Origin of the sequence: Pseudoxanthomonas gei (assembly GCF_010119615.1) — a bacterium.
Taxonomy (GTDB): Bacteria; Pseudomonadota; Gammaproteobacteria; order Xanthomonadales; family Xanthomonadaceae; genus Pseudoxanthomonas_A; species Pseudoxanthomonas_A gei.
In genome coordinates this window covers 83,771-103,295 of the sequence record NZ_QOVG01000005.1, presented here as the reverse complement: position 1 = coordinate 103,295, position 19,525 = coordinate 83,771, and the positions used below count along the sequence as shown (strand labels likewise).

At 68.1% G+C, this 19,525-nt stretch carries 15 protein-coding genes; 2 read left to right on the top strand and 13 right to left on the bottom strand.

What is annotated here, in order from left to right; all coding sequences use genetic code 11:
- Positions 1–15: 15 nt before the first annotated feature.
- The 8 genes from DT603_RS08765 to DT603_RS08730 form a co-directional block, all read right to left on the bottom strand.
- Positions 16–2,082, bottom strand: coding sequence for a tetratricopeptide repeat protein (locus tag DT603_RS08765; protein WP_162349503.1), 2,067 nt, complete (start codon positions 2,080–2,082; stop codon positions 16–18).
- Positions 2,083–2,127: 45 nt separating this feature from the next.
- Positions 2,128–3,138: a YheT family hydrolase gene (locus DT603_RS08760; RefSeq protein ID WP_211368374.1), complete on the bottom strand. Its 1,011-nt coding sequence runs from the start codon at positions 3,136–3,138 to the stop codon at positions 2,128–2,130.
- Positions 3,139–3,186: 48 nt separating this feature from the next.
- Positions 3,187–3,987, bottom strand: coding sequence for a lysophospholipid acyltransferase family protein (locus tag DT603_RS08755; protein ID WP_162349501.1), 801 nt, complete (start codon positions 3,985–3,987; stop codon positions 3,187–3,189).
- Between the two features lie 115 nt (positions 3,988–4,102).
- Positions 4,103–4,525, bottom strand: coding sequence for a hotdog fold thioesterase (locus DT603_RS08750; RefSeq protein WP_162349500.1), 423 nt, complete (start codon positions 4,523–4,525; stop codon positions 4,103–4,105).
- An 11-nt stretch (positions 4,526–4,536) separates the two neighbouring features.
- Positions 4,537–6,468, bottom strand: coding sequence for a phospholipase D family protein (locus DT603_RS08745; protein ID WP_162349499.1), 1,932 nt, complete (start codon positions 6,466–6,468; stop codon positions 4,537–4,539).
- Positions 6,465–7,049, bottom strand: a complete 585-nt coding sequence (locus DT603_RS08740) for a YceI family protein (RefSeq protein WP_343037740.1) — start codon at positions 7,047–7,049, stop codon at positions 6,465–6,467. Before DT603_RS08740 ends, DT603_RS08745 begins: the two co-directional genes overlap by 4 nt.
- Complete coding sequence (locus DT603_RS08735; RefSeq protein ID WP_162349498.1) at positions 7,046–7,522, bottom strand: SixA phosphatase family protein; 477 nt, start codon at positions 7,520–7,522, stop codon at positions 7,046–7,048. The genes DT603_RS08740 and DT603_RS08735 overlap by 4 nt, the downstream gene beginning before the upstream one ends.
- A 34-nt stretch (positions 7,523–7,556) precedes the next feature.
- A complete protein-coding gene (locus tag DT603_RS08730; RefSeq protein WP_162349497.1) occupies positions 7,557–8,189 on the bottom strand; it encodes a ParA family protein in 633 nt (210 codons plus the stop codon).
- Between the two features lie 284 nt (positions 8,190–8,473).
- On the opposite strand from DT603_RS08730, the gene DT603_RS08725 reads away from it, so the two are divergent.
- The gene (locus tag DT603_RS08725) at positions 8,474–9,961 is read left to right on the top strand and encodes an AAA family ATPase (RefSeq protein ID WP_162349496.1); all 1,488 of its coding nucleotides are present in this window, start codon (positions 8,474–8,476) and stop codon (positions 9,959–9,961) included.
- Between the two features lie 88 nt (positions 9,962–10,049).
- Here DT603_RS08725 and DT603_RS08720 read toward each other — a convergent pair whose 3' ends face one another.
- From DT603_RS08720 to DT603_RS08700, 5 genes are all read right to left on the bottom strand, one after another.
- Entirely contained in the window at positions 10,050–11,249 is a 1,200-nt protein-coding gene (locus DT603_RS08720; RefSeq protein WP_162349495.1) for a hypothetical protein, read from the bottom strand.
- Between the two features lie 197 nt (positions 11,250–11,446).
- Positions 11,447–12,364, bottom strand: coding sequence for an AEC family transporter (locus DT603_RS08715; protein ID WP_162349494.1), 918 nt, complete (start codon positions 12,362–12,364; stop codon positions 11,447–11,449).
- A 27-nt stretch (positions 12,365–12,391) separates the two neighbouring features.
- A complete protein-coding gene (ggt, locus tag DT603_RS08710) occupies positions 12,392–14,098 on the bottom strand; it encodes a gamma-glutamyltransferase (protein WP_162349679.1) in 1,707 nt (568 codons plus the stop codon).
- Positions 14,099–14,169: 71 nt separating this feature from the next.
- Complete coding sequence (locus DT603_RS08705) at positions 14,170–14,871, bottom strand: 2OG-Fe(II) oxygenase (RefSeq protein ID WP_162349493.1); 702 nt, start codon at positions 14,869–14,871, stop codon at positions 14,170–14,172.
- Between the two features lie 75 nt (positions 14,872–14,946).
- Positions 14,947–15,576 carry a tetratricopeptide repeat protein gene (locus DT603_RS08700; RefSeq protein WP_162349492.1) on the bottom strand — a complete coding sequence of 210 codons (630 nt, stop codon included), beginning with the start codon at positions 15,574–15,576 and terminating at the stop codon, positions 14,947–14,949.
- 163 nt (positions 15,577–15,739) lie between these two features.
- Here DT603_RS08700 and DT603_RS08695 point away from each other — a divergent pair, with 163 nt between their 5' ends.
- Entirely contained in the window at positions 15,740–19,447 is a 3,708-nt protein-coding gene (locus tag DT603_RS08695; RefSeq protein ID WP_162349491.1) for an indolepyruvate ferredoxin oxidoreductase family protein, read from the top strand.
- Positions 19,448–19,525: the final 78 nt, after the last annotated feature.

The window sequence follows — 19,525 nt, the reverse complement described above, 5'->3', positions numbered from 1 at the left end:
GATCTTCCTGCTGACTCAGTGGTCCGGATAACCCAGGCGCTGCGCGACCGGGGCCAGGAGGGCGAACGGGCCTTCCAGCGCCTTGGCATAGTGGCGCCAGTGGCCGGCCGGGAAATGCCCGGGGCCCACCGACGCAGGCGCCGGCAACTGGGCCTCCAAGGCCTCGCCCACCAGCGCGGCCGCGGCCTGCGGATCGTTGCCGATGGCGTCGGTGTGCAACACCCGGTTGGGAAACCACTGGTACTCGAACAGTGCCGCGGCCTGGTTGAGCGAGCTGGCCAGCCATTCGGCAGCCACCTGCGGCGACGGGAAGGCGAATGGCGACGCCGAACCAAAGGCCAGCCAGTCGAGCAGCATGTCGCGCGGGTCGCGCACGGCGATGATCAGCATGGCCTCGCGCAGGTGCGGACGCAGTGCGACCAGCAGGGCGTTGTCCCACCACGGCAGCCAGTCGAACACGTCCTGGCCGGCCAGGCCGCGCGACGGCAGGGCTGCGCGCCAGCGTGCCGCAACCTGCTCGCCGGAAACGCGCCCGCTCATCAAATCATCGATCAATGCATAGGACTGGAAACCATCCTGCGGAGGCGAGGGGCCGAAACGATCGGCACGGAAAGGGTCGCCCAAGGCTTCCATGACAGCGGCCAGACGTTCCACGCCCGAACCCGGCGCGCCCCACAGGAACGCCACGCTGGGCGCAGTGTCCGGTCGTGCGGCCATCGCCGGCCATTCCAGCCGGGGAGCGCTCAGCGGGGGCAGCGGCGCCCGCAGGGGCCCAAGCTCCTGCTGCATTTTTTCCCAGGCCTCCACGGCCTTGCCCGAATGGCCTTCCTGGTCATGGCTGAGGCCGAGCATACCCAGCAGGAAACGCCGTTCCCCGGGATCACGGGCGAGCAGCAGCCAGGCCTCCAGCTGGGCGATGGCCGCGCCGGGATTCTGTGCCATCAGCGTCTGCAGCACCTGCAGGCGGGCCGGCGCGTGGGCCGGCGCGCGTTCGAGCAGGCGGGCAGCGGTGGCATCGGCGCTGGCCTGGTCACCGGCCTCCTGCTGCTGCGAAAGCAGGATTTCCCAGGGCAGGATCGAATCGGGCACGGCCTGCATCCACCGCTGCAATACCGCCTGGACCGCGCCGGCGTCTTCGGCAAACACCAGGCGCGCGCGCCACAGGTCCGGCGCGTCGGCAGTGGTGGCCAGGGCCGCGTCGAGCGAGGCGCGCGCGTCTTCGGCCATGCCCAGTTCGCGCCAAGCCCCTACGATGGCCTGCAAGGTGGGCGGGTCGGCGGGCATGGCCGCCAGCGCATTGCGCAGCAGCGGCAACGCCTGGTCCGGCTGCCCGGCCAGGGTGCGCAACAGGCCGGCGGCGCGCTGGATGGCCGGCGTGGTCGTGGCCGGATCGGCCAGCAATACCGCCAGTTCATCGGCCGCTTCGGCCGGCCGACCCTGGCGGTTGACCAGATCGGAAACCAGCGTCCGCAGATTGGCCGCGGCGGGGATCTTTTCCAGCACGCCACGGAACGCCTGTTCGGCGAACGCCCAGTGCTGCTTGCGCATGTAGGCCAGACCCAGCACGTAGCGCAACTGGACATCGTCCGGCGCGTGCTGCAGGCCGGCCGATACCCGCCGTAGGGCTTCATCGACCTCGCCCTGCTGCAGGGCCACCAGGCCATCGACAACGGCGAGTTGCGGGTGCCCGGGGGAGACGCGCGCGGCCAGTTGGCTGAGGCGTCGGGCCTCGCTGGTATCGCCGCGACCGAAGGCCAGCTGCGCCTGCATGAGATAGGCGCCGAGCTGGTTGGGATTGAGGCCGCTGGCCAGGCTGAGGGTCTCGCCGGCTTCTTCCATCTGCCTGGCGGCAATCTGCAGGCTGGCGCGCACCAGCAGCAGCTCGTCGTCCTGCGGGGCCAGGGCGATGGCGCGGTCGATGCTGCGCATGGCATCGGCATGGTCGCCACGCTGTTGCGAGGCCACGGCCAGCCAGCGGTGCGCGCGCGGATCCTCGGGCTGCAGGTGGGCCCATTCGCGCGCCTGGAGGAGCGCTTCTTCGACCGCATTGCGACGCAGGGCGTCGATGATCTTGTCTTGCATGGAGTCCGGCAACTTCTGGCTAAACCCCATTCTATCCGGGCACGCCTATCCGGGCACGCCTGGCGGGTCCGCTGCGACCACCTGCGACAGGCGTTCGGTCACCCAGCGCTCGCCGAAACCATCGCAGGCGGCATTCTCGATGAAACCGCAGTGCCCGCCCCAGCGCGCGGTCTCCAGGTGTGCGGTGGCCGGCAGCTGCCAGGCCTGGAAATCGGAAAACGGGATCACCGGGTCGTCCTGGGCCATGAGGATGTCGGCCGGCACGGTCAGGCCGGCCAGCCGGTTGCCGGCGATGGAATACCCCTCGAAATAATCATCGATGGTGCCGAAGTCGGTATGCCGTTCGACCATCCAGCGGGTCAGCTCGCGCACGCTCTTGGCCAGGGTTTCGTCGTCGTAGTTGTGGCGCTCGGGAAACAGCTCGCGCTTGCGCTCCAAGGAATGCCGCCACTTGCGCTGGAAGTACCAGTGGTAGAGCGGCAGGCCTTCCTCCATGCCCATCAGCGAGGCCGACGGATCCAGCACCGGGCACACCGACACCACGCGCAGCAGCGGCAGGCCGGCCTGTGGCGCGCGCAAGGCCATGCGCAGGACGAAATTGCCGCCCAGCGAATAGCCGGCCGCCACGAAGGGCCGATTGGGAAAACGCCGGGCCACGTCGCCGGCCGCGTTGACCACCTCGTCGAGCCGGTTGGAGTGGAAGATCTCCTCGTTGAGGTGGTGGGTGCCGCCGTGGTCACGGAAATTCAGCCGCACCACCTCGAACCCCGCTTCCAGCAGGCGCGCGGCGGTCATGCGCATGTAGCTGGATTCGGTGCTGCCCTCCCAGCCGTGCAGCAGCAGCGCCAGGCCACTGGCGGTGTTGCCCGGCACCGCGCTGTGCCAACCCTGCAGGCGCACGCCGTCGCCGCCGTCGAAGATGTGCTCGGTGGTGACCGCGCCGGTGGCGTTGAGCGCGCGCAGGCCGCGGCGGCGGCGCAGGCCACTGGAACTCAGCACCGATTGCAGGTGCGGGTTGTGCAGCCACTTGGGCGGGTGGTAGTCGTCAGCGGTCAGCATGGCGCGGGCCTGCCTGTGTGGAAGTGGGCGCAACCGCGGAATGCATCAGCCTGTTTCGTCCATCGCCGCGACGATGCGTTCGCGCGCCAGGTCGGCGATACGGCTGCGTCCCTCCAGCTCGCCCGGGGCGATGGGAGCCAGGAAGCAGATGTCGGCGCTGCGGGCCGGCTCGCCCAGCAGGCGCATGAAGTTGGCGAAGAAGCTTTCCGTCGGCCCGAATGCCACCACCGTCTGCACGCAGCCACGCGGCCCGTAACGCAGCGCCACCGGTTGCACCGGCACGCCGGCCTCGACCGCCGGCTGGAAGATGCGTGCGTGGAAGGGTCCGACCTGCGCGCCATCGCGGGTGCGCCCTTCCGGGAACACGCCGACCGGGCGTCCGGTCCGCAGGCGCGCAAGCATCGCGTGCATCACCCCGCCCATCGATTCATGGCTGCCGCGCTGGTGGAAGATGGTCTCGCCGCGCGCGGTGAGCCAACCGACCACCGGCCAGCCGCGGATCTCCTGCTTGGCCACGAAACCCATCATGCGCTGGCTGTGCAGCATCTCGATATCGACCCAGCTGACATGGTTGGCCACGAACATCACGGGGTCGGGCAAGGGCGTGCCGATGCGACGCAGGTGGAAGCCGAAGATGCGCATCAGCCCGGCCGACCACAACTTGATGGCCAGGTGCTCGATGCGCAGCCCGGCCACGCGCACACCCGACCACAGCGGCACCATGCTCAGCAGCACCAGCGGCAGCAGCAGGAAGATGTGGACCAGCAACAGGGGTACGCGATACAGGTAGCGGAACGCGCGCCCCGGTCCGCCGCCGGAGCTGGCGCGAGGCACAGGGGAATTCATGCGCGCACGATACCGGATGGGTCTGGAGTTCGGCTACTAAAGGCGCGCAGTCGCACCGGCACGCCATGGCCTGACACCTGGACGCCCAGCATGCCGGGCCGCTACCCGGCGCAGCTCAGGCCGCGGGTATCACCGCGAGGGTCAGGCGGGAAATGCACACCGGCTTGCCCGCCTGGTTCTCGATGCGGATTTCCCACACCTGCGTGCTGCGCCCGACGTGCAGCGCGCGCGCGGTGCCGATCACCATCCCGTCGCGCGCGGCGCGCAGGTGGTTGGCGTTGATCTCCAGGCCTACTACCGCTTCGCGTGCCGGGTCCACGCACAGGCCGCCAGCCGTGCTGCCCAGGGTTTCGGCCAGCACCACCGAGGCGCCACCGTGCAGCAGGCCGTACGGCTGCCTGGTGCGCGCATCCACCGGCATGCTGCCGCGCAGCCAGTCATCGCCGGCTTCGGTGATGACGATGCCCAGGTGCTCGATCATGCTGCCACGGGCACCGGCGTTGATGGCCTGCAGGTCGACGGGTTGGCGGAATGCCATCTGCAACTCCTTCAGAGAATGGGAACCAGGCCGGCTCCGAACGCGGTCAGCAGGCGCGTGTACAGCCACTTCGGGCCGACATTGACCTCGGGGAAATCACCGACCGCCTGGTAACACTGGTGGAAAGCCGGATCGTTGGGCGCAACCGGCAGCGGGCAATCGGGGCCGGGCACGAATTCGTAGCTGGTGGCATAGCGCCACGGCCACAGGTCGAACAGCGGCAGCGATTCGGACACCTTGCCCAGGCTGTAATCCAGGCCCGACAGCACCACCGGCTTGGCCCGCGGCGCCACCACCCAGGAGTTCTCCGGCTGCATGTCGCGGCGGATGCTGGCCGCCAGCGCCTGCGCGAACGCGGCATCGGCAATGACCACCGCGCTCTCGGTGTTGAAGTTCTCCGAGCGCGGATCGAAGTTGTGGGTGCCGATCACGCCGACGCGTTCGTCGACCACCATCGACTTGGCATGCAGGCCCAGTCGCACGCCGGCGCGCTTGAGCGGCAGCAGGCGACTGGCGGCGCCGCTGCTCAGGAACGAGGGCCGCGGCTCGGTGCGTTGCCGGCGGGTACCCCGCTGAGTCCGCGTCGAGGCCCCGGACGGCCCGATCGAACCGGAGGGGCCGCGGAAGCGGCCTTCGGACCCAAGCGCCAGCGGCGGGCCGTCGGGCATCAGCGCCGCGTAGTCGACCGGCGCATCCTCGGGGAAGGGCTTGTATTCGTAGATGCGGAAACCGAAGTCGCGCAGGTAGCGGCGCTTGTACTTGAACGACATCGAGTACACGACCGCATTGTCGGTCGCGGCCAGGCTGTTGGTGGAGACGATCACCTGCGGAGGCAGCGTGCGCCCGTGCAAGTCCCGGAACAGGTCCTGGGCCGCGTCGGACATCACCAGGTAGGGGGTCTGGATCAGCACTTCGGATCGGGCCGCGTCGATCAGCGCCTTCAGTTCCGGCACCGCCGGCGCCGCGCCATGGGGGCGTTCGCGGCGATGCTTCTGCGGCAGGTCGGCGACATACTTCACCGCGCCGACCGGCATCGCCGGCGCGACCAGGCGCTCGCGCACCTGTTCGGCATCATTGGCTTCGGCCGACACCGCGGCCACCCGCTCGGGGCGCTTGAACTCCGCCACCGGCATGGCCGGCACGCCTTCTTTAAGCAATTTGCGCCCGACGTCGTTCAGGCGTTCCACCGGCACGCTGCGGCGCGCGTTCCAGAACGCCTCGAAGTTGGCCCCCATCTCGCCGGCGGCCGGCCCCGCCACCAGCACGTCGCGGTCGCGGAAATTGTACTGCGCGTCCCAGTCGTAGTAGTCGTCCTGGTAGTTGCGCCCGCCGGTGATGCCCACCGCGTTGTCGACCAGGATCAGCTTGGTATGCATGCGCTGGTTGAAGCGGCGGAAGCAGCACAGCACGCTGCCGGCGTAGTCCAGGTAATTGAGCTTGGCCTTGCCGAAACTGGGGTTGTAGATGCGGATCTGCAGGTTCTGGTGGGCGCCGGACAATGCCGCCAGGATGCGCAGGTCGGGAATCGCCGACAGCTGGTCGATCAGCAAGCGCACCTGCACGCCGCGCCGCGCCGCGGCCAGCAATTCATCCAGCACCAGCCGCGCGCTGTCATCGGTGTCGAAGATATAGGTCTGCAGGTCGATGCGGCTGCGCGCGCTGCGCATCAGGTTGAGCCGCGCCAGCAGGGCATCCTGGCCCCGGTCCAGGATCAGCGCGTAGTGGCGTGGCGCCTGCGCGGTCGACTCGGATTGGGCGCGGTCGCCCAGTGCGCGCAAGGCCGAGGGTTGCGCGCACGCATTGGCCGCGCTGCAGTCGATGACCTGCGAGCGTGCCGCCTGGGCGATCGAGGCGGCGCGGTTGCGCTGGGTGTCCGACAGGCTGGCGCAGGCGCCGCCCAGCAGGGCCAGCGACAGGACCAGGCCGCGCAGCAACGGACTCATGGCAGCGCCGCCTCGGGCCTGAGCCGCGCACGCAGCACGAATACCACCCGGTCACTCACGGCCATCATCCAGTCATCCATGTCGTAGTCGCTGCGCCGCACGGCGCCGGTGGCCACCACGTCGCAGTCGTAGGCGGGGCGGGCGCAGGTGGAAGGCGCCACGGTCAGGGTCTTGGGCCGGGTGATGCCGCGGATGCTGAGGTCACCGGCCAGGTCGCCGCCCCGTTTCAGCAGCGCCTCGTCATACGGACGGGAGACGAAGGTCACCACGGGATAACGCTCGGCTTCGAAGAACTTGGCGCTGCGGGTCCACTCGCTGTAGCGCGGGTAGCCGACGATCTCCACCGATTGGGTGAACATGCGCAGGACCACCTGGTGGCTGCCACCGGGCAATTGCCGCACCTCGCCCTCGTAGCGGTTGAAACGGCCTTCCAGCTTCATGCCCCAGCGCGTGCGCAGCTCGAATCCGAAGCGCGAAGCCGGGTCGAAGGAGGTGGCCGACGCCGACAATGCGGGCCACAGGCACAGCAGGACCACCCCACACCAGCTCAAGCGCTTGCAGACCTGCATTGAAACCGTCACGGCCACCAGAAGGCGGAAAGTGTGGCGATGCCCGGCTCGATGGTCGCATCCAGCGGCAGTTTCAACACCACCACCGAGGAGGTGGGCATGCCGCGGTAATCGCCGGACTGGCCGCTGTGCATCAGCGCGGCCAGCCGTTCCAGGCCCGGGTTGTGGCCTACCAGCAGCAGCCGCTCGGCGTCGCGGTGGGCATCGGCCAGTTCGGCCAGGGTCCCGGCGGTGGCTTCGTAGATGCGCTCGTCGAGTCGCTGCTCCACGTAGCCGGTGGCCTCGAGCACGGCCTCCAGGGTTTCGCGGGCGCGCCGCGCCGGCGAGCACAGCACCCGATCGGGCACCAGGCCCTGTTCGGCCAGCCAGCGGCCGGCGGCCTGGGCCTCGGCCAGGCCCTGCACGGTCAGCGGGCGGTCCAGGTCGGGTTGCCCGTCGGCGGCGGGTTCGGCATGCGCATGGCGCAGGAGTATCAGTTCACGCATGGCATCCCCTGGATGTTGACGAGCTTGGAAGGGCTCAGGCTTTCTTGATCCATTTCAGCAACGGATCCCAGTCGGCCTGGTGGTCGCGCACCTGCGCGGACCGGTAATCGAACAGGCTGCGGCCCAGCCCGGCCAGGACCACATAAGCCTGGGTATCGCGCAATTGCGCAACCACCGGGTACGGCCAGGTCTTGAGCATTTCCACCGCCTGCTGGGAGGTGTTGGTCCACGGCTTGCTGCGGTTGACCACCAGGCCCACCGGCAGCTGGCGCTTGTGCACGCGGGACACCTTGGAAAGCGAATTGAGGAAGCCGACCGTGGCCTCGATGTCCATGGCCGAAGGCAGCACCGGCACCACGATGGCGTCGGCATGCTCGATGAAATGCTGCAGGTCGTCGGCCATCGATCCGGCCGGCGCGTCGATCACGACCCGCTCGGCGTCATCCGGCAGCCAGGCGCGCCAGGCGCGCTTGCTGCTGGCATCGATGGGCAGGACAGCCGATTCCATTTCCGCGCGGCGCTCGGCCCAGCGGGTCGAGGAGTGTTGCGGGTCGGCATCCACCAGCACGGTGCGCTTGCCATCGAGGGCGAAATAGGCGGCCAGGTTGGTGGCCAACGTGGACTTGCCCGCGCCACCCTTGGAGCTGGCGACCAGAATCGTCTTCATGCGCACCCCTACGTTAGCTGGAAGCCGCAGGGTACACCGGGGGCGCGTGAAGGGGGAACGGGGGCCCCGGGAAGCGAGGAGTGAGTGGCGAGGAGTAAGGAGTGAGGCGGCGGAGCGGGGCGGCGGACGAACAGGAGCGCCGGCCCCGATTGGCCGGCCGATGCATTACCGCCTCCCTTGCCCTTGTCACTCACTCCTCACTCCTCACTCCTCCCGCTCACGCCTCGCTCCTGGCTCCTCCGTCCCTTTGCTATCGTGCGCGCTGCCCAAGGCCCGGACCCATCGTGAGCGAACTGCAGGACCTGACCGCGCTGATCCGCGCCAACACCCCCCTGATCGTGATCGAGACCCAGGACGAGGCGCGCATCGTCGAACTGTTCAAGCAGGCGCTGTCGCAGGTCTGGCGCGCCCTGTACCGCTGGTCGATCACCGAGGGCCTGCGCCGCATCGACATGGACCGCGAGGACGAAGCCGAAGGCGCGCCCGACGCCAGCGCCGCGCTGCAGGCGATGAAGCAGGCCGAGCAGCGTGGCATCTACCTGCTGCTCGATTTCCACCCCTACCTGGGCTACGCCAGCAGCCAACGCCAGCTGCGCGACATCGTCCAGCGCCGCCATTGCCAGCCGCACGTGGTGGTGCTGGTCGGCGCCAAGGTGGAGCTGTCACCGGAACTGGAAGCGGTCGCGGTGCGTTTCAACCCGCGCCTGCCCGACGCCAATGCCCTGCTGAAGATGGTGCGCGAGGAAGCGGCCGAGTACGCGCGCGAGCATGGCGGGCGCCGGGTCGAGGCCGACGGCGAGGCGGTCCAGCAGATCGTGCGCAACCTGCAGGGCCTGAGCCTGACCGACGCGCGCCGCATCGCGCGCCAGCTGATCTATGACGACGGCGCGCTCAGCGCGGCCGACCTGCCGCAGCTGTCGAAGCTGAAATTCGAACTGCTCAACCGCAGCGGCCACCTGCACTACGAATACGACACCGCGCGTTTCGCCGATGTCGCAGGGGCGAAACGCCTGAAGCGCTGGATCGAGCAGCGCCGGGAGGTGTTCGTCACCGGCAAGGCCCCGCCCGGGCTGGACACCCCCAAGGGCATGCTGCTGCTGGGCGTGCAGGGTTGCGGCAAGTCGATGCTGGCCAAGGCCACCGCCGGCGGCTTCGGCGTGCCGCTGCTGCGCCTGGATTTCGGCACCCTGTACGACAAGTACCACGGCGAGACCGAGAAGAACCTGCGCAGCGCGCTGGCCTCGGCCGAGCAACTGGCGCCGTGCGTGCTGTGGATCGACGAGATCGAGAAAGGCCTTTCCGGCGGCAGCGGTGAAGGCGACGGCGGCGTGTCACGGCGGGTGCTGGGCTACCTGCTGACCTGGATGGCCGAGCGCAAAAGCCAGGTCTTCCTGGTGGCCACGGCCAACCAGGTCAGCGAATTGCCTCCCGAGCTGCTGCGCAAGGGCCGCTTCGACGAGATCTTCTTCGTCGACCTGCCCGACGCCAACGCGCGCGTGGACGTGCTGCGCCTGCACCTGGCGCGCCGTCAGCTGGCGCCCGACGACTTCGCCCTGCCGGCCCTGGCCGCGGCGGCGAATGGATTTTCAGGCGCCGAGATCGAACAGGCCATCGTCGCCGCCCTCTACACCGCGCATGCGGAGAAGAAAGCGCTGGATACCGACCTGCTGATGCAGGAAATCCGCGCCGCGCGGCCGCTGTCGGTGATCATGGCCGAGCAGGTGTCGGCGCTGCGGGCCTGGGCCGGCGAGCGCACCGTACCCGCCGATTGATGCCATCCCGCTTTTTGCAGGAGCCACGCCAGTCGCTAAGCCCTCCGCAGGTCGGTGCCGTTGAACTCCGGCAGCCCCCGGCACAGCGCTAGTGGTTGCCGCCGTCGCGGCCGGTACTGACCAGGGCGCGATAGCGCGCATTGGCGGGCAGCCAACCGGGCGGGGCCTGCGCCGGCACGCCCTGGTGCGACAACAGCCTGCGCATGGCCGACAACTCGCCTTCGGTCATGAACCAGGTGCCGTACTCGCGGGGATGCCCTCCGCTCGAATTCGCCGCGAACATGCGCTGCTGCGCATTCTCATAGACCCATTGGAACTGACGCAGTTGCTCGCGCCAGGCCAGGCCTTCCGCACTGTCGCCCGACAACTCGACCAGCTTCGGCAGTGCGAACATCGGCGCGAGCAGGGTGGATTCGTCGGCTGCCAGCAGTACTAACAGGCGGATGCATTCGGCCTGCCGGGCGGAGCCCGCCAAGGCCACGGCCTCCGCCCTGCATTGGCGGCTGACCGGCAGGAAGCCCGGCATGGCCACGGCAGCCGACAATCCAATCACGCCTACGTCGCCGTAGTCCTGGGCAGTGGCCGGGCGATTCAAGCCAAACCAGACGCCCATTGCCTGCGCCAGCCGTGGATCAAGCGGTGGCTGTTGCACGCCTGCCATCGTGGCGTGCAGCAGGCGGCCGATCTCCAGCGCGTGCGGCTGATAGACCGGGGCCAGGGTGCTTGCCTGCCAATAGCCTTCGGCGGCCTTGCGATCGCCGCGCCGGTCGGCATCGGCCAGGGCCAGCAGCTGCACGGCCGCGTTGTGCGGTTCGGCCTGCAACAGGAACTGCAATGCCTCGCGCGGATTGCAGCTGTCGCTCAGCCCCGCACAATCGCTGGCCTCCATCCATGCCACCAGCACGTCGCGTGGCCGCGCGCTGCGGGCGGCGTCGAACCAGGCGCGGGCTTCCGGCGCCGGTGCCACCGGCAGCACCCCTTCCTCCAGGGTGCCACCGAACCCGAACCAGAGCATCGAGGCGGCGAGCAGGCTGCGGGCATCGCCGGATGCAGCGACCTTGCGCAGGTGCTGGCGGGTTGCTTCCTGGCTGGCCCGGGTCCACGCGTCGTTCGCGCGCTTGATCTGCGGATCGTTTGCCAGCCGTTGAAATTCCGCCAGTTGCTTTCCTGAAAACCCGGCTGCCGGCGCAGGTTCGGTGGAGAGCGGCTCAGATCGTGCGGAGAGCGAAGCCATGCAGAGCGCCAGCGACAACATCAATGCAGATACCACGCAGTGGCTACGGTCCATTCGTTCATTCCTTTGGGGATGGGTTATGCAGGCCTACTATCGCGGAATCGCGTTGGCCATGCGTTATCCGTCCCACGCACCCCGCGACGGCGCGGAAGCATGGGCGACACCACTTTTGGCAAGCTCCTGCAGGACCGATGCCTGTCGCGAAATCCTCAGCGCTTCAGCAACCGCCCGCTTCGCGACTGGCGTCGCTCCTACAGGTTGGCCTGTTGCAGCACCCACACCCACGCCGGCAACGTGACCAGCGACAGCAGGATTCCGTAGCCGACCAGCGCGGCGGCCAGTCGCGGCGCCAGGTTGTGGGCGATGGCCAGCGCGCCGGCGGTGATCATGGTGGGCATGGCCGACTCCAGCACGTTGACCTGCAGTATGGCGCCGCGCATGCCGAACAGCAGGGCCAGCGGCAAGGCAATGGCCGGCATCACCACCAGCTTGAGCAGCAGGCCGAGCGCCAGCGGTTTGACTTCGTCGCGCGGCAGCTTGAGCTGGATCGACAGGCCCACTGCCAGCATCACCAGCGGCAACAGCGCATCGGCGAGTTTCTGCAACGCCGCCGCGATCCACGCCGGCGGCTGTTCCGGCATCACCGTCAGCCCCAGCACCAGTGCCCACACTGGCGGAAATTTCACGATGCGCAGCAGGATCTGCCTGGCCGTAGGTGGCGCATCGCCGCCGTATCGGGCCAGCACGTAGAGGCCGAAGGTCGACAGCAGCACGAAGGTGCCGAACTGGTCGTAGACCACCGCATACGGCAACGCGCTCTCGCCCAGCAGCGCGCGGACCATCGGATAGCCGATGAAGCTGGTGTTGCCCAGGGCCACGCACAGCAACAGCACCGCGTGTTCGTCGTGGCGGAACTTGAACAGGCGCGTGGCCAGCGCAACCAGGGCGATGGTGGCCAGGGCCAGCAGCCAGGGGGTCGCAATCAAGCCGGCCAGCGAGGCATCCACGTGCAGGCGCGGCACGTAGATCAGCACCGCCGCCGGCAGGCAGACGTACAGCACGACCAGGTTGAGGGTTTCGGCGGCGTTGTCCGGCAATACCTTCAGGCGCGCGAAGAGCATGCCCAGGGCGAGCATGGTCAGGATCAGGGCGAATGCGTCGAAGGCCATCAATCGGTATTCACGGGTGTTGCAGGATCAGTAACCGGCGGCCTGGCCATCCTTGCGACTTTCCGAGGCGCCAAAGTACACGCCGCTCTGCGGGTCGCGCCGGATCGCCTGGTAGCCGCCATACGGCCCCAGCGCCCACTCCACGTGGTGGCCCTTGTCCATCAGCGCGCGGATGGTTTCATACGGGAATCCATTCTCCAGCTGGACCACGCCGCCGTCGCTCATTGCCGTGTTCTGGCCGGTCGGCTCGGTGTCGTTCTCGTGCTGGATGCGCGGCGCGTCGCCGGCTTCCTGCAGGTTCATGCCGAAATCGACCAGGTTCATCACGATCTGCACATGGCCCTGCGGCTGCATCGCCCCACCCATCAGGCCAAAGCTGGCGAACGGTTTCCCATCCTTGGTGATGAAGGCCGGGATGATGGTCTGGAACGGACGCTTGCCCGGTGCGTAGGTGTTGGGGTGGCCGCGCCTGAGCACGAACATCTCGCCGCGGTCCTGCAGGATGAAGCCCAGCCCGGGCGGCGCCATGCCGCTGCCCATGCCGCGGTAATTGGACTGGATCAGCGACACCATCATGCCGTTGGAATCGGCGGTGGTCAGGTAGATGGTGTCGCCCTGGTCGAGCTCGGCCGGCGTGCCGGGCTGCACTTCGCGCAAGGGCTTGTCGCTGGAGATCAGCTTGCGGCGCTGGTCGGCGTAGGCCTTGGAGATGAGTCTGGCCACCGGCGCCGGCTGGAACGCAGGATCGGCGTACCAGCGGGCGCGGTCGGCGAAAGCCAGCTTCTTGGCTTCCACGAACAGGTGCACGTGCTCGGGGCTGCCGTAGGCGATCTTCGAGAAATCGTAGCCCTCCAGCACGTTGAGCATCTGCAGCGCGGCGATGCCCTGCCCGTTGGGCGGCAGCTCCCACACGTCGTAGCCGCGGTAGCTGGTGCTGACCGGCTCTACCCATTCGCCCTGGTGCGCGGCCAGGTCCTCGTAGCTGAGGAAGCCGCCATTGGCCTGGAAGTAGGCGCCGATGGTGCGGGCGATGTCGCCCTTGTAGAAGGCATCACGACCGCCGTCGGCGATCTTCTGCAGGGTGTCGGCCAGGTTCGGGTTCTTCCACAGCTCGCCGGTGCGCGGCGCGCGCCCATCGACGGTGAACTGTTCCTTGAACCCCGGGTACGGCGACAGGCGCGGCACCGAACGTGCCCAGTAGTAGGCAATGGTTTCGGCGACCGGGTGGCCTTCGCGCGCATAGCGGATGGCTGGCGCCAGCACGTCCTTCATCGGCAGGCTGCCGAAGCGCTGGTGCAGGGCGAACCAGCCATCGACCGCGCCAGGCACGCTGACCGGCAGCGGGCCGAGCGGCGGGATGTCCTTGAGGCCCTGCTTCTCGAAATAATCGAGTGTCAGGGATTTCGGCGAGCGTCCCGAGCCGTTGTAGCCAAGCAGCTTGCCGGTCTTCGGATCCCAGACAATGGCGAACAGGTCGCCGCCCATGCCGCTGCCGGTGGGCTCCATCAAACCCAGGGCGGCGTTGGCGGCGATCGCCGCGTCCACTGCGCTGCCGCCCCGACGCATCACGTCCAGGGCAATCTGCGTGGCCAGCGGGTGCGAGGTCGCGGCCATCGCATGCGGGGCGATGACTTCCGAACGGGTGGCGAAATCGCGACCGGTGATGCGGTCGGCGGCCTGCAGGGACGGGGCCAGCGACAACATCGGCACCAGCAGCATGGGCACCAGCAACAACGATAGACGCATGCTCACTCTCCGCGGATCGAATTGGAAAACCGGCACGCCGGTGGGTGCCGCCGACCTTATCAGCTGCGTCGGAACCAGCCGGTGATGCTGTAGCGGTCTTCGCGCGCCCAGGGCGACACCAGGCTGACCTGGTGGGCCTGCGGTACGCGGAACAGGCTCAGCGAATTCCAGCGCGGGGTGAAGGTTTCCACCACCTCCTGGCCGTCGGCCAGGAACTCCAGCAATCCGCCCCAGTCGGCCTGCCACTCACGGCTCAGGTTGATGACGTAGGCGAACGCGCGGTCCTCGTCACCGGCCTTGTCGTTGTGCCGGTTGAGGAAATCCCCCTGTCGATAGCGCGCGGCGATGGCGCTGACCATGCGGATCGCCTTGTCACCGGTGAGTTCGCGCGCGAACTCCAGGAACGCGGGGCTGTTGAGGAAGTCCACCACCACATGCAGCACCAGGCCCGGATCGAGGCCGTCGCGTCGTGCATCGATCATCCGGTAGCGGTCGAACACGAACGCGAACTCGTCGCGGGCGTTCCGGTACATGCTTTGCTGCAGCTGTCGCCGTTGCACCTCGTCCAGCGTGACAAGGTCGGCATCGCCCAGCGGCGAGGGGCGATCGCTGCGCAGCGAGGTTTCCCAGCGGACTTCGTTCTGCAGGCAGTGGCGCAGCCGTTGCGCGGAAGCTTCCTGCAGGAAGCCGGGTATCTGTACGCGTCCCCGGGCCAGCAGCCGGTCGCGGTGCGGAGCGAGTTGGAGGTCGTTGCTGATCATGCAGTGGCGGGCGATTCCGGGGCCGGGACGTGGACGCCGACCCTCACCGCCGCGATTCTGGCATGGGACCCTGGATCAGGGCCAAGCCGGCGGCGCGGCCTGCCAGGCGGCGAAGACTTCGGCCAGGCGCGCGCGTTCCTGTTCGCGCCAGCCTGGCAGCAAGGCCGGGTAGTTGGCGGGGTCGCCCCAGCGGTTGGGCTCCGTGCGCATCGCCGCCGCATACCAGCGGATCGCCTCCGGTTTGCGGTCCAGGCTCCACAGCGACAGGGCGAGTGTCGGGGGTACCCAGCTGGGGGCGCCGAATCCTGCACCAAGCTCGTTCCACAGCCCGAAGGCCTGGGCGAAATCGCCATTGCGGTACAGGTCCCAGGCGTAGTTCCAGCGGATCGAGCGGCCCATGGTGCTGTTCTGGGAGGTGCCGGCAACCGCCTCTTCATAAAGCGACTTGCCCAGCTCGGTACGGCTGTCGGACATGGCGACATGCGCCAGTTGGGCGGTCGCTTCCATCTGCCTGCGTCCGCGCGCGCGCGCCTTGACCAGGCCTGCGGCCAGTGCCTCGCCTTCGCCTTCGACCACCACGATGCGGCGCGCCGTGCTGACGTCCGCATCGAAATAGAACTCGCCGGGTTTGGTGGCTGTCTGCGCCTGGGCGCCCAATGCCACGCCGGCCAACAGTGCGGCCGCAAAAATTCGAAATAAGGTCACGCGATTCCCCAAGCCACTAGCAAACTCCCCAAGCCCATCGTAACCGCTGCAGCGCACAAGCGGCGAGTGCCGGCGGTCACAGAATACGGCGCTGATACAATTTGCGACCACGCGCCGGGGCCACTCCGGCGTCGCCAGCCGCCTCCAATCCCCCGGGCCAGCCATGACCAGCACCGCCGAACTCACCTCGCCGTCCTCCGCCAACACCCCGGCCATCGACGTGCTGGACAACGATTACTCCCTCGAACACAAGTACACCCGCACCGACGGCCGCATCTACCTGAGCGGGGTGCAGGCGCTGGTCAGGCTGCCGCTGATGCAGCGCCTGCGCGACCAGGCCGCCGGGCTGGACACGGCCGGCTTCATCAGCGGCTACCGCGGCTCGCCGCTGGGTGGTTTCGACCTGGAGCTGTGGCGGGCCAAGAAGCACCTGGCCGAAGCGCAGGTGAAGTTCATTCCCGGCCTCAACGAGGACCTGGGCGCGACCATGGTCTGGGGCACGCAGCAGACCAATCTGTTCCCCGGCGCCAAGGTCCAGGGCGTGTACTCGATGTGGTACGGCAAGGGTCCCGGCGTGGACCGCTGCGGCGACGTGTTCAAGCACGGCAACGCGGCCGGCACTTCCCGGCACGGTGGCGTGCTGGCGATGGCCGCCGACGACCACAACTGCCGCAGCTCGACCCTGCCGCACGGTTCCGAAGACGAATTCGTCAGCGCGATGATGCCGGTGCTCAATCCGGCCGGCGTGCAGGACATCCTCGACCTGGGTCTGGTGGGCTGGGCGATGAGCCGCTACACCGGGCGCTGGGTCGGCTTCAAGACGATTGCCGAAACGGTGGAATCGTCGGCGTCGGTGGAAGTGAATCCGTTCGCGCGCCGCATCGTGCTGCCGGAGGATTTCGAGATGCCGGCCGGCGGCCTCAACATCCGCTGGCCCGATCCGCCGCTGGACCAGGAAATGCGCCTGCACCGCTATGCGGTGAAAGCGGCGCAGGCCTTCGCCCGCGCCAACGGCGTGGATCGCATCGTGCTGGATTCGCCGCGCGCGCGCCTCGGCATCGTCACCACCGGCAAGAGCTACCTGGACGTGCTGCAGGCGCTGGAATACCTGGGCCTGGACGAGCAGGCCTGCGCCGACATCGGCATCCGCGTCTACAAGGTCGGCATGACCTGGCCGCTGGAGCCGGTGGGCATCGCCAATTTCGCCCACGGCCTGGAAGACATCGTGGTGGTCGAGGAGAAGCGCGCCTTCATCGAGCGGCAGATGAAGGAACAGTTCTACAACTGGCCGGCCAGCGCCGGCCCGCGCCCGTCCATCGTCGGCAAGTACGACGAGGCCGGGGAATGGATCCTGCCCTCCACCGGCGAACTGACGCCGGCCACCATCGCCGGCGTGATCGGCCGCCGCATCCAGCGCTTCTTCACCACTGAGTCCATCGAGCAGCGCCTGCGCTGGATGGAAGAGAAGGAAGCCGAGATGGCGTTGCCGCGCGCCAACTTCCCGCGCGTGCCGCATTACTGCAGCGGCTGCCCGCACAATACTTCCACGGTGGTGCCGGAAGGTTCGCGCGCGCTGGGTGGCATCGGCTGCCACTACATGGTCACCTGGATGGACCGCGACACCGACACCTTCACCCACATGGGCGGCGAAGGCGTGACCTGGTCGGGGCAGGCGCCGTTCACCGAAACGCCGCACGTGTTCCAGAACCTGGGCGACGGCACCTTCTTCCATTCCGGCTCGCTGGCGATCCGCCAGTCGGTCGCCACCGGCGTCAACATCACCTACAAGATCCTCTACAACGATGCGGTGGCGATGACCGGCGGCCAGCCGGTGGACGGGACTTTGTCGGTGCCGCAGATCGCACACATGATGCGTTCCGAGGGTGTGCAGACGATCGTCGTGGTCAGCGACGAAATCGAGAAATGGAGCAAGCCGGAAATCTTCCCCTCCGGCGTCGAGTTCTTCGACCGCAAGCGCCTGGACGAGGTGCAGAAGCAGCTGCGCGAAGTGAAGGGTGTCAGCATCCTGATCTACGACCAGACCTGCGCCACCGAAAAGCGCCGCCGCCGCAAGCGCGGCAAGCTGGTCGATCCGCAGAAACGCGTCATGGTCAACACCCTGGTCTGCGAAGGCTGCGGCGATTGCGGGGTCAAGAGCTTCTGCGTGTCGGTGCTGCCCAAGGAAACCGAATTCGGGCGCAAGCGCGAGATCGACCAGTCCAACTGCAACAAGGACTATTCCTGCGTCAATGGCTTCTGCCCGAGCTTCGTCACCGTGCATGGCGGCGGACCGCGCAAGGGCAAGAAGAAGGATCCGGCCGAACTGCTGGCCAACCTGCCGGCGCCGGTGTTCAAGGCCGATTTCCAGCAGCCCTGGAACATCCTCATCACCGGCGTCGGCGGCACCGGCGTAGTCACCATTGGCGCGCTGCTGGGCATGGCCGGCCACCTGGAGGGCAAGGGCGCCAGCGTGCTCGACCAGACCGGCCTGGCCCAGAAGGGTGGCGCGGTCACCACCCACATCCGCATCGCCCGCACCCCCGAGCACATCCACGCGGTGCGCATCGCCGCCGGCGAAGCCGACGTGGTGCTGGGCTGCGACATGGTGGTGGTCAACGATTACTGGGTGCTGTCGAAGGTGCGCGGCGAGCGTTCGCAGGTGGTGCTCAACACCTACCAGGCGATGCCCGGCACCTTCACCACGCGCCCGGACATGGAATTCCCGGCCGCCGGCATCGTCTCGGCCGTGACCCAGGCGCTGGGCGGCCGCGCGCCGCTGCAGGTCGACGCCACGGTGCTGGCCACCGCGCTGCTGGGCGATGCGATCGCCGCCAATCTCTTCATGCTGGGCTATGCCTGGCAGCAGGGACTGGTGCCGATTTCCTACGAGGCGATCATGCGTGCGGTCGAGTTGAATGGCGCGGCGATCGAAATGAATCGCCAGGCCTTCGCCTGGGGCCGGCTGGCGGTGGTCAATCCGGCCGCGGTGGCCGAGGCGGCGGGCGTCATCCACAACACCCAGACCGAGTCCGAGCGCACCCCGCACGGCCTGCAGATCCTGCCGCCGGGCGACTGGGAGACCAGCGACATGGCCGGACCCAGCGCACCGCGCGCGCCGGACAACGAAGACGAAGTGCGCGGCCTGCAGGATGCCGGCAGCCAGGAGGGCAATGTGTCGTTCCTGCCGCTGGACGACCTGCGGCTGTCGCGTTCGCTGGACGAACTGATCCAGCGCCGCGTCGCCTTCCTGACCGAATACCAGAATGCCGCGTATGCGAAACGCTACAGCGCACTGGTGGACAAGGTGCGCGACGCCGAGCACCTGCGCGCACCCGGCTCCACTGCACTGAGCGAGGCCGTGGCGCGCTATTTCTTCAAGCTGATGGCCTACAAGGACGAATACGAAGTCGCGCGCCTGTACACCAGCGGCGACTTCAAAAGGAAGCTGGAGCAGCAGTTCGAAGGCGACTACAAGCTGCACTTCCACCTGGCGCCGCCCTTGCTGGCCAAGAAGGACGCGCAGGGTCGGCTGGTCAAGCAGGAATTCGGTCCGTGGGTGTTCACCGCGTTCAAGCTGATGGCGAAGTTCCGCTTCCTGCGCGGCGGCATGCTCGACATCTTCGGCTACACCGACGAACGCAAGGGCGAGCGCGCGCTGATCGGCGACTACGAGAAGACCGTGGGTGGCCTGCTGGCCTCACTGGACGCCGGCAACCTGCCGCTGGCCGCCGAGATCGCCAGCATTCCCGAACACATCCGCGGCTACGGGCATGTCAAGGAAGCGCACCTGCACACCGCCAAGGCACGCGAGGCGGCGCTGCTGTCCAAGTGGAACAACCCGCGCGAGATCCCGCTGGTGCAGGCGGCGTAACTGCAGGCGGGTCCTGGCTTGACCCGCCGTTCCCATGCGGCAACTTGCACCTGCAATTGCACAAGGCAGTCCCGCTCG

Excerpts from the sequence above, each read along its gene's own strand:
- DT603_RS08765 (WP_162349503.1), bottom strand. The coding sequence starts at position 2,082 with ATGCAAGACAAGATCATCGACGCCCTGCGTCGCAATGCGGTCGAAGAA.
- DT603_RS08695 (WP_162349491.1), top strand. The coding sequence starts at position 15,740 with ATGACCAGCACCGCCGAACTCACCTCGCCGTCCTCCGCCAACACCCCG.
- DT603_RS08745 (WP_162349499.1), bottom strand. The coding sequence starts at position 6,468 with ATGAGTCCGTTGCTGCGCGGCCTGGTCCTGTCGCTGGCCCTGCTGGGC.
- DT603_RS08735 (WP_162349498.1), bottom strand. The coding sequence starts at position 7,522 with ATGCGTGAACTGATACTCCTGCGCCATGCGCATGCCGAACCCGCCGCC.
- DT603_RS08720 (WP_162349495.1), bottom strand. The coding sequence starts at position 11,249 with ATGGACCGTAGCCACTGCGTGGTATCTGCATTGATGTTGTCGCTGGCG.
- DT603_RS08715 (WP_162349494.1), bottom strand. The coding sequence starts at position 12,364 with ATGGCCTTCGACGCATTCGCCCTGATCCTGACCATGCTCGCCCTGGGC.
- DT603_RS08730 (WP_162349497.1), bottom strand. The coding sequence starts at position 8,189 with ATGAAGACGATTCTGGTCGCCAGCTCCAAGGGTGGCGCGGGCAAGTCC.
- DT603_RS08705 (WP_162349493.1), bottom strand. The coding sequence starts at position 14,871 with ATGATCAGCAACGACCTCCAACTCGCTCCGCACCGCGACCGGCTGCTG.
- DT603_RS08750 (WP_162349500.1), bottom strand. The coding sequence starts at position 4,525 with ATGGCATTCCGCCAACCCGTCGACCTGCAGGCCATCAACGCCGGTGCC.
- DT603_RS08755 (WP_162349501.1), bottom strand. The coding sequence starts at position 3,987 with ATGAATTCCCCTGTGCCTCGCGCCAGCTCCGGCGGCGGACCGGGGCGC.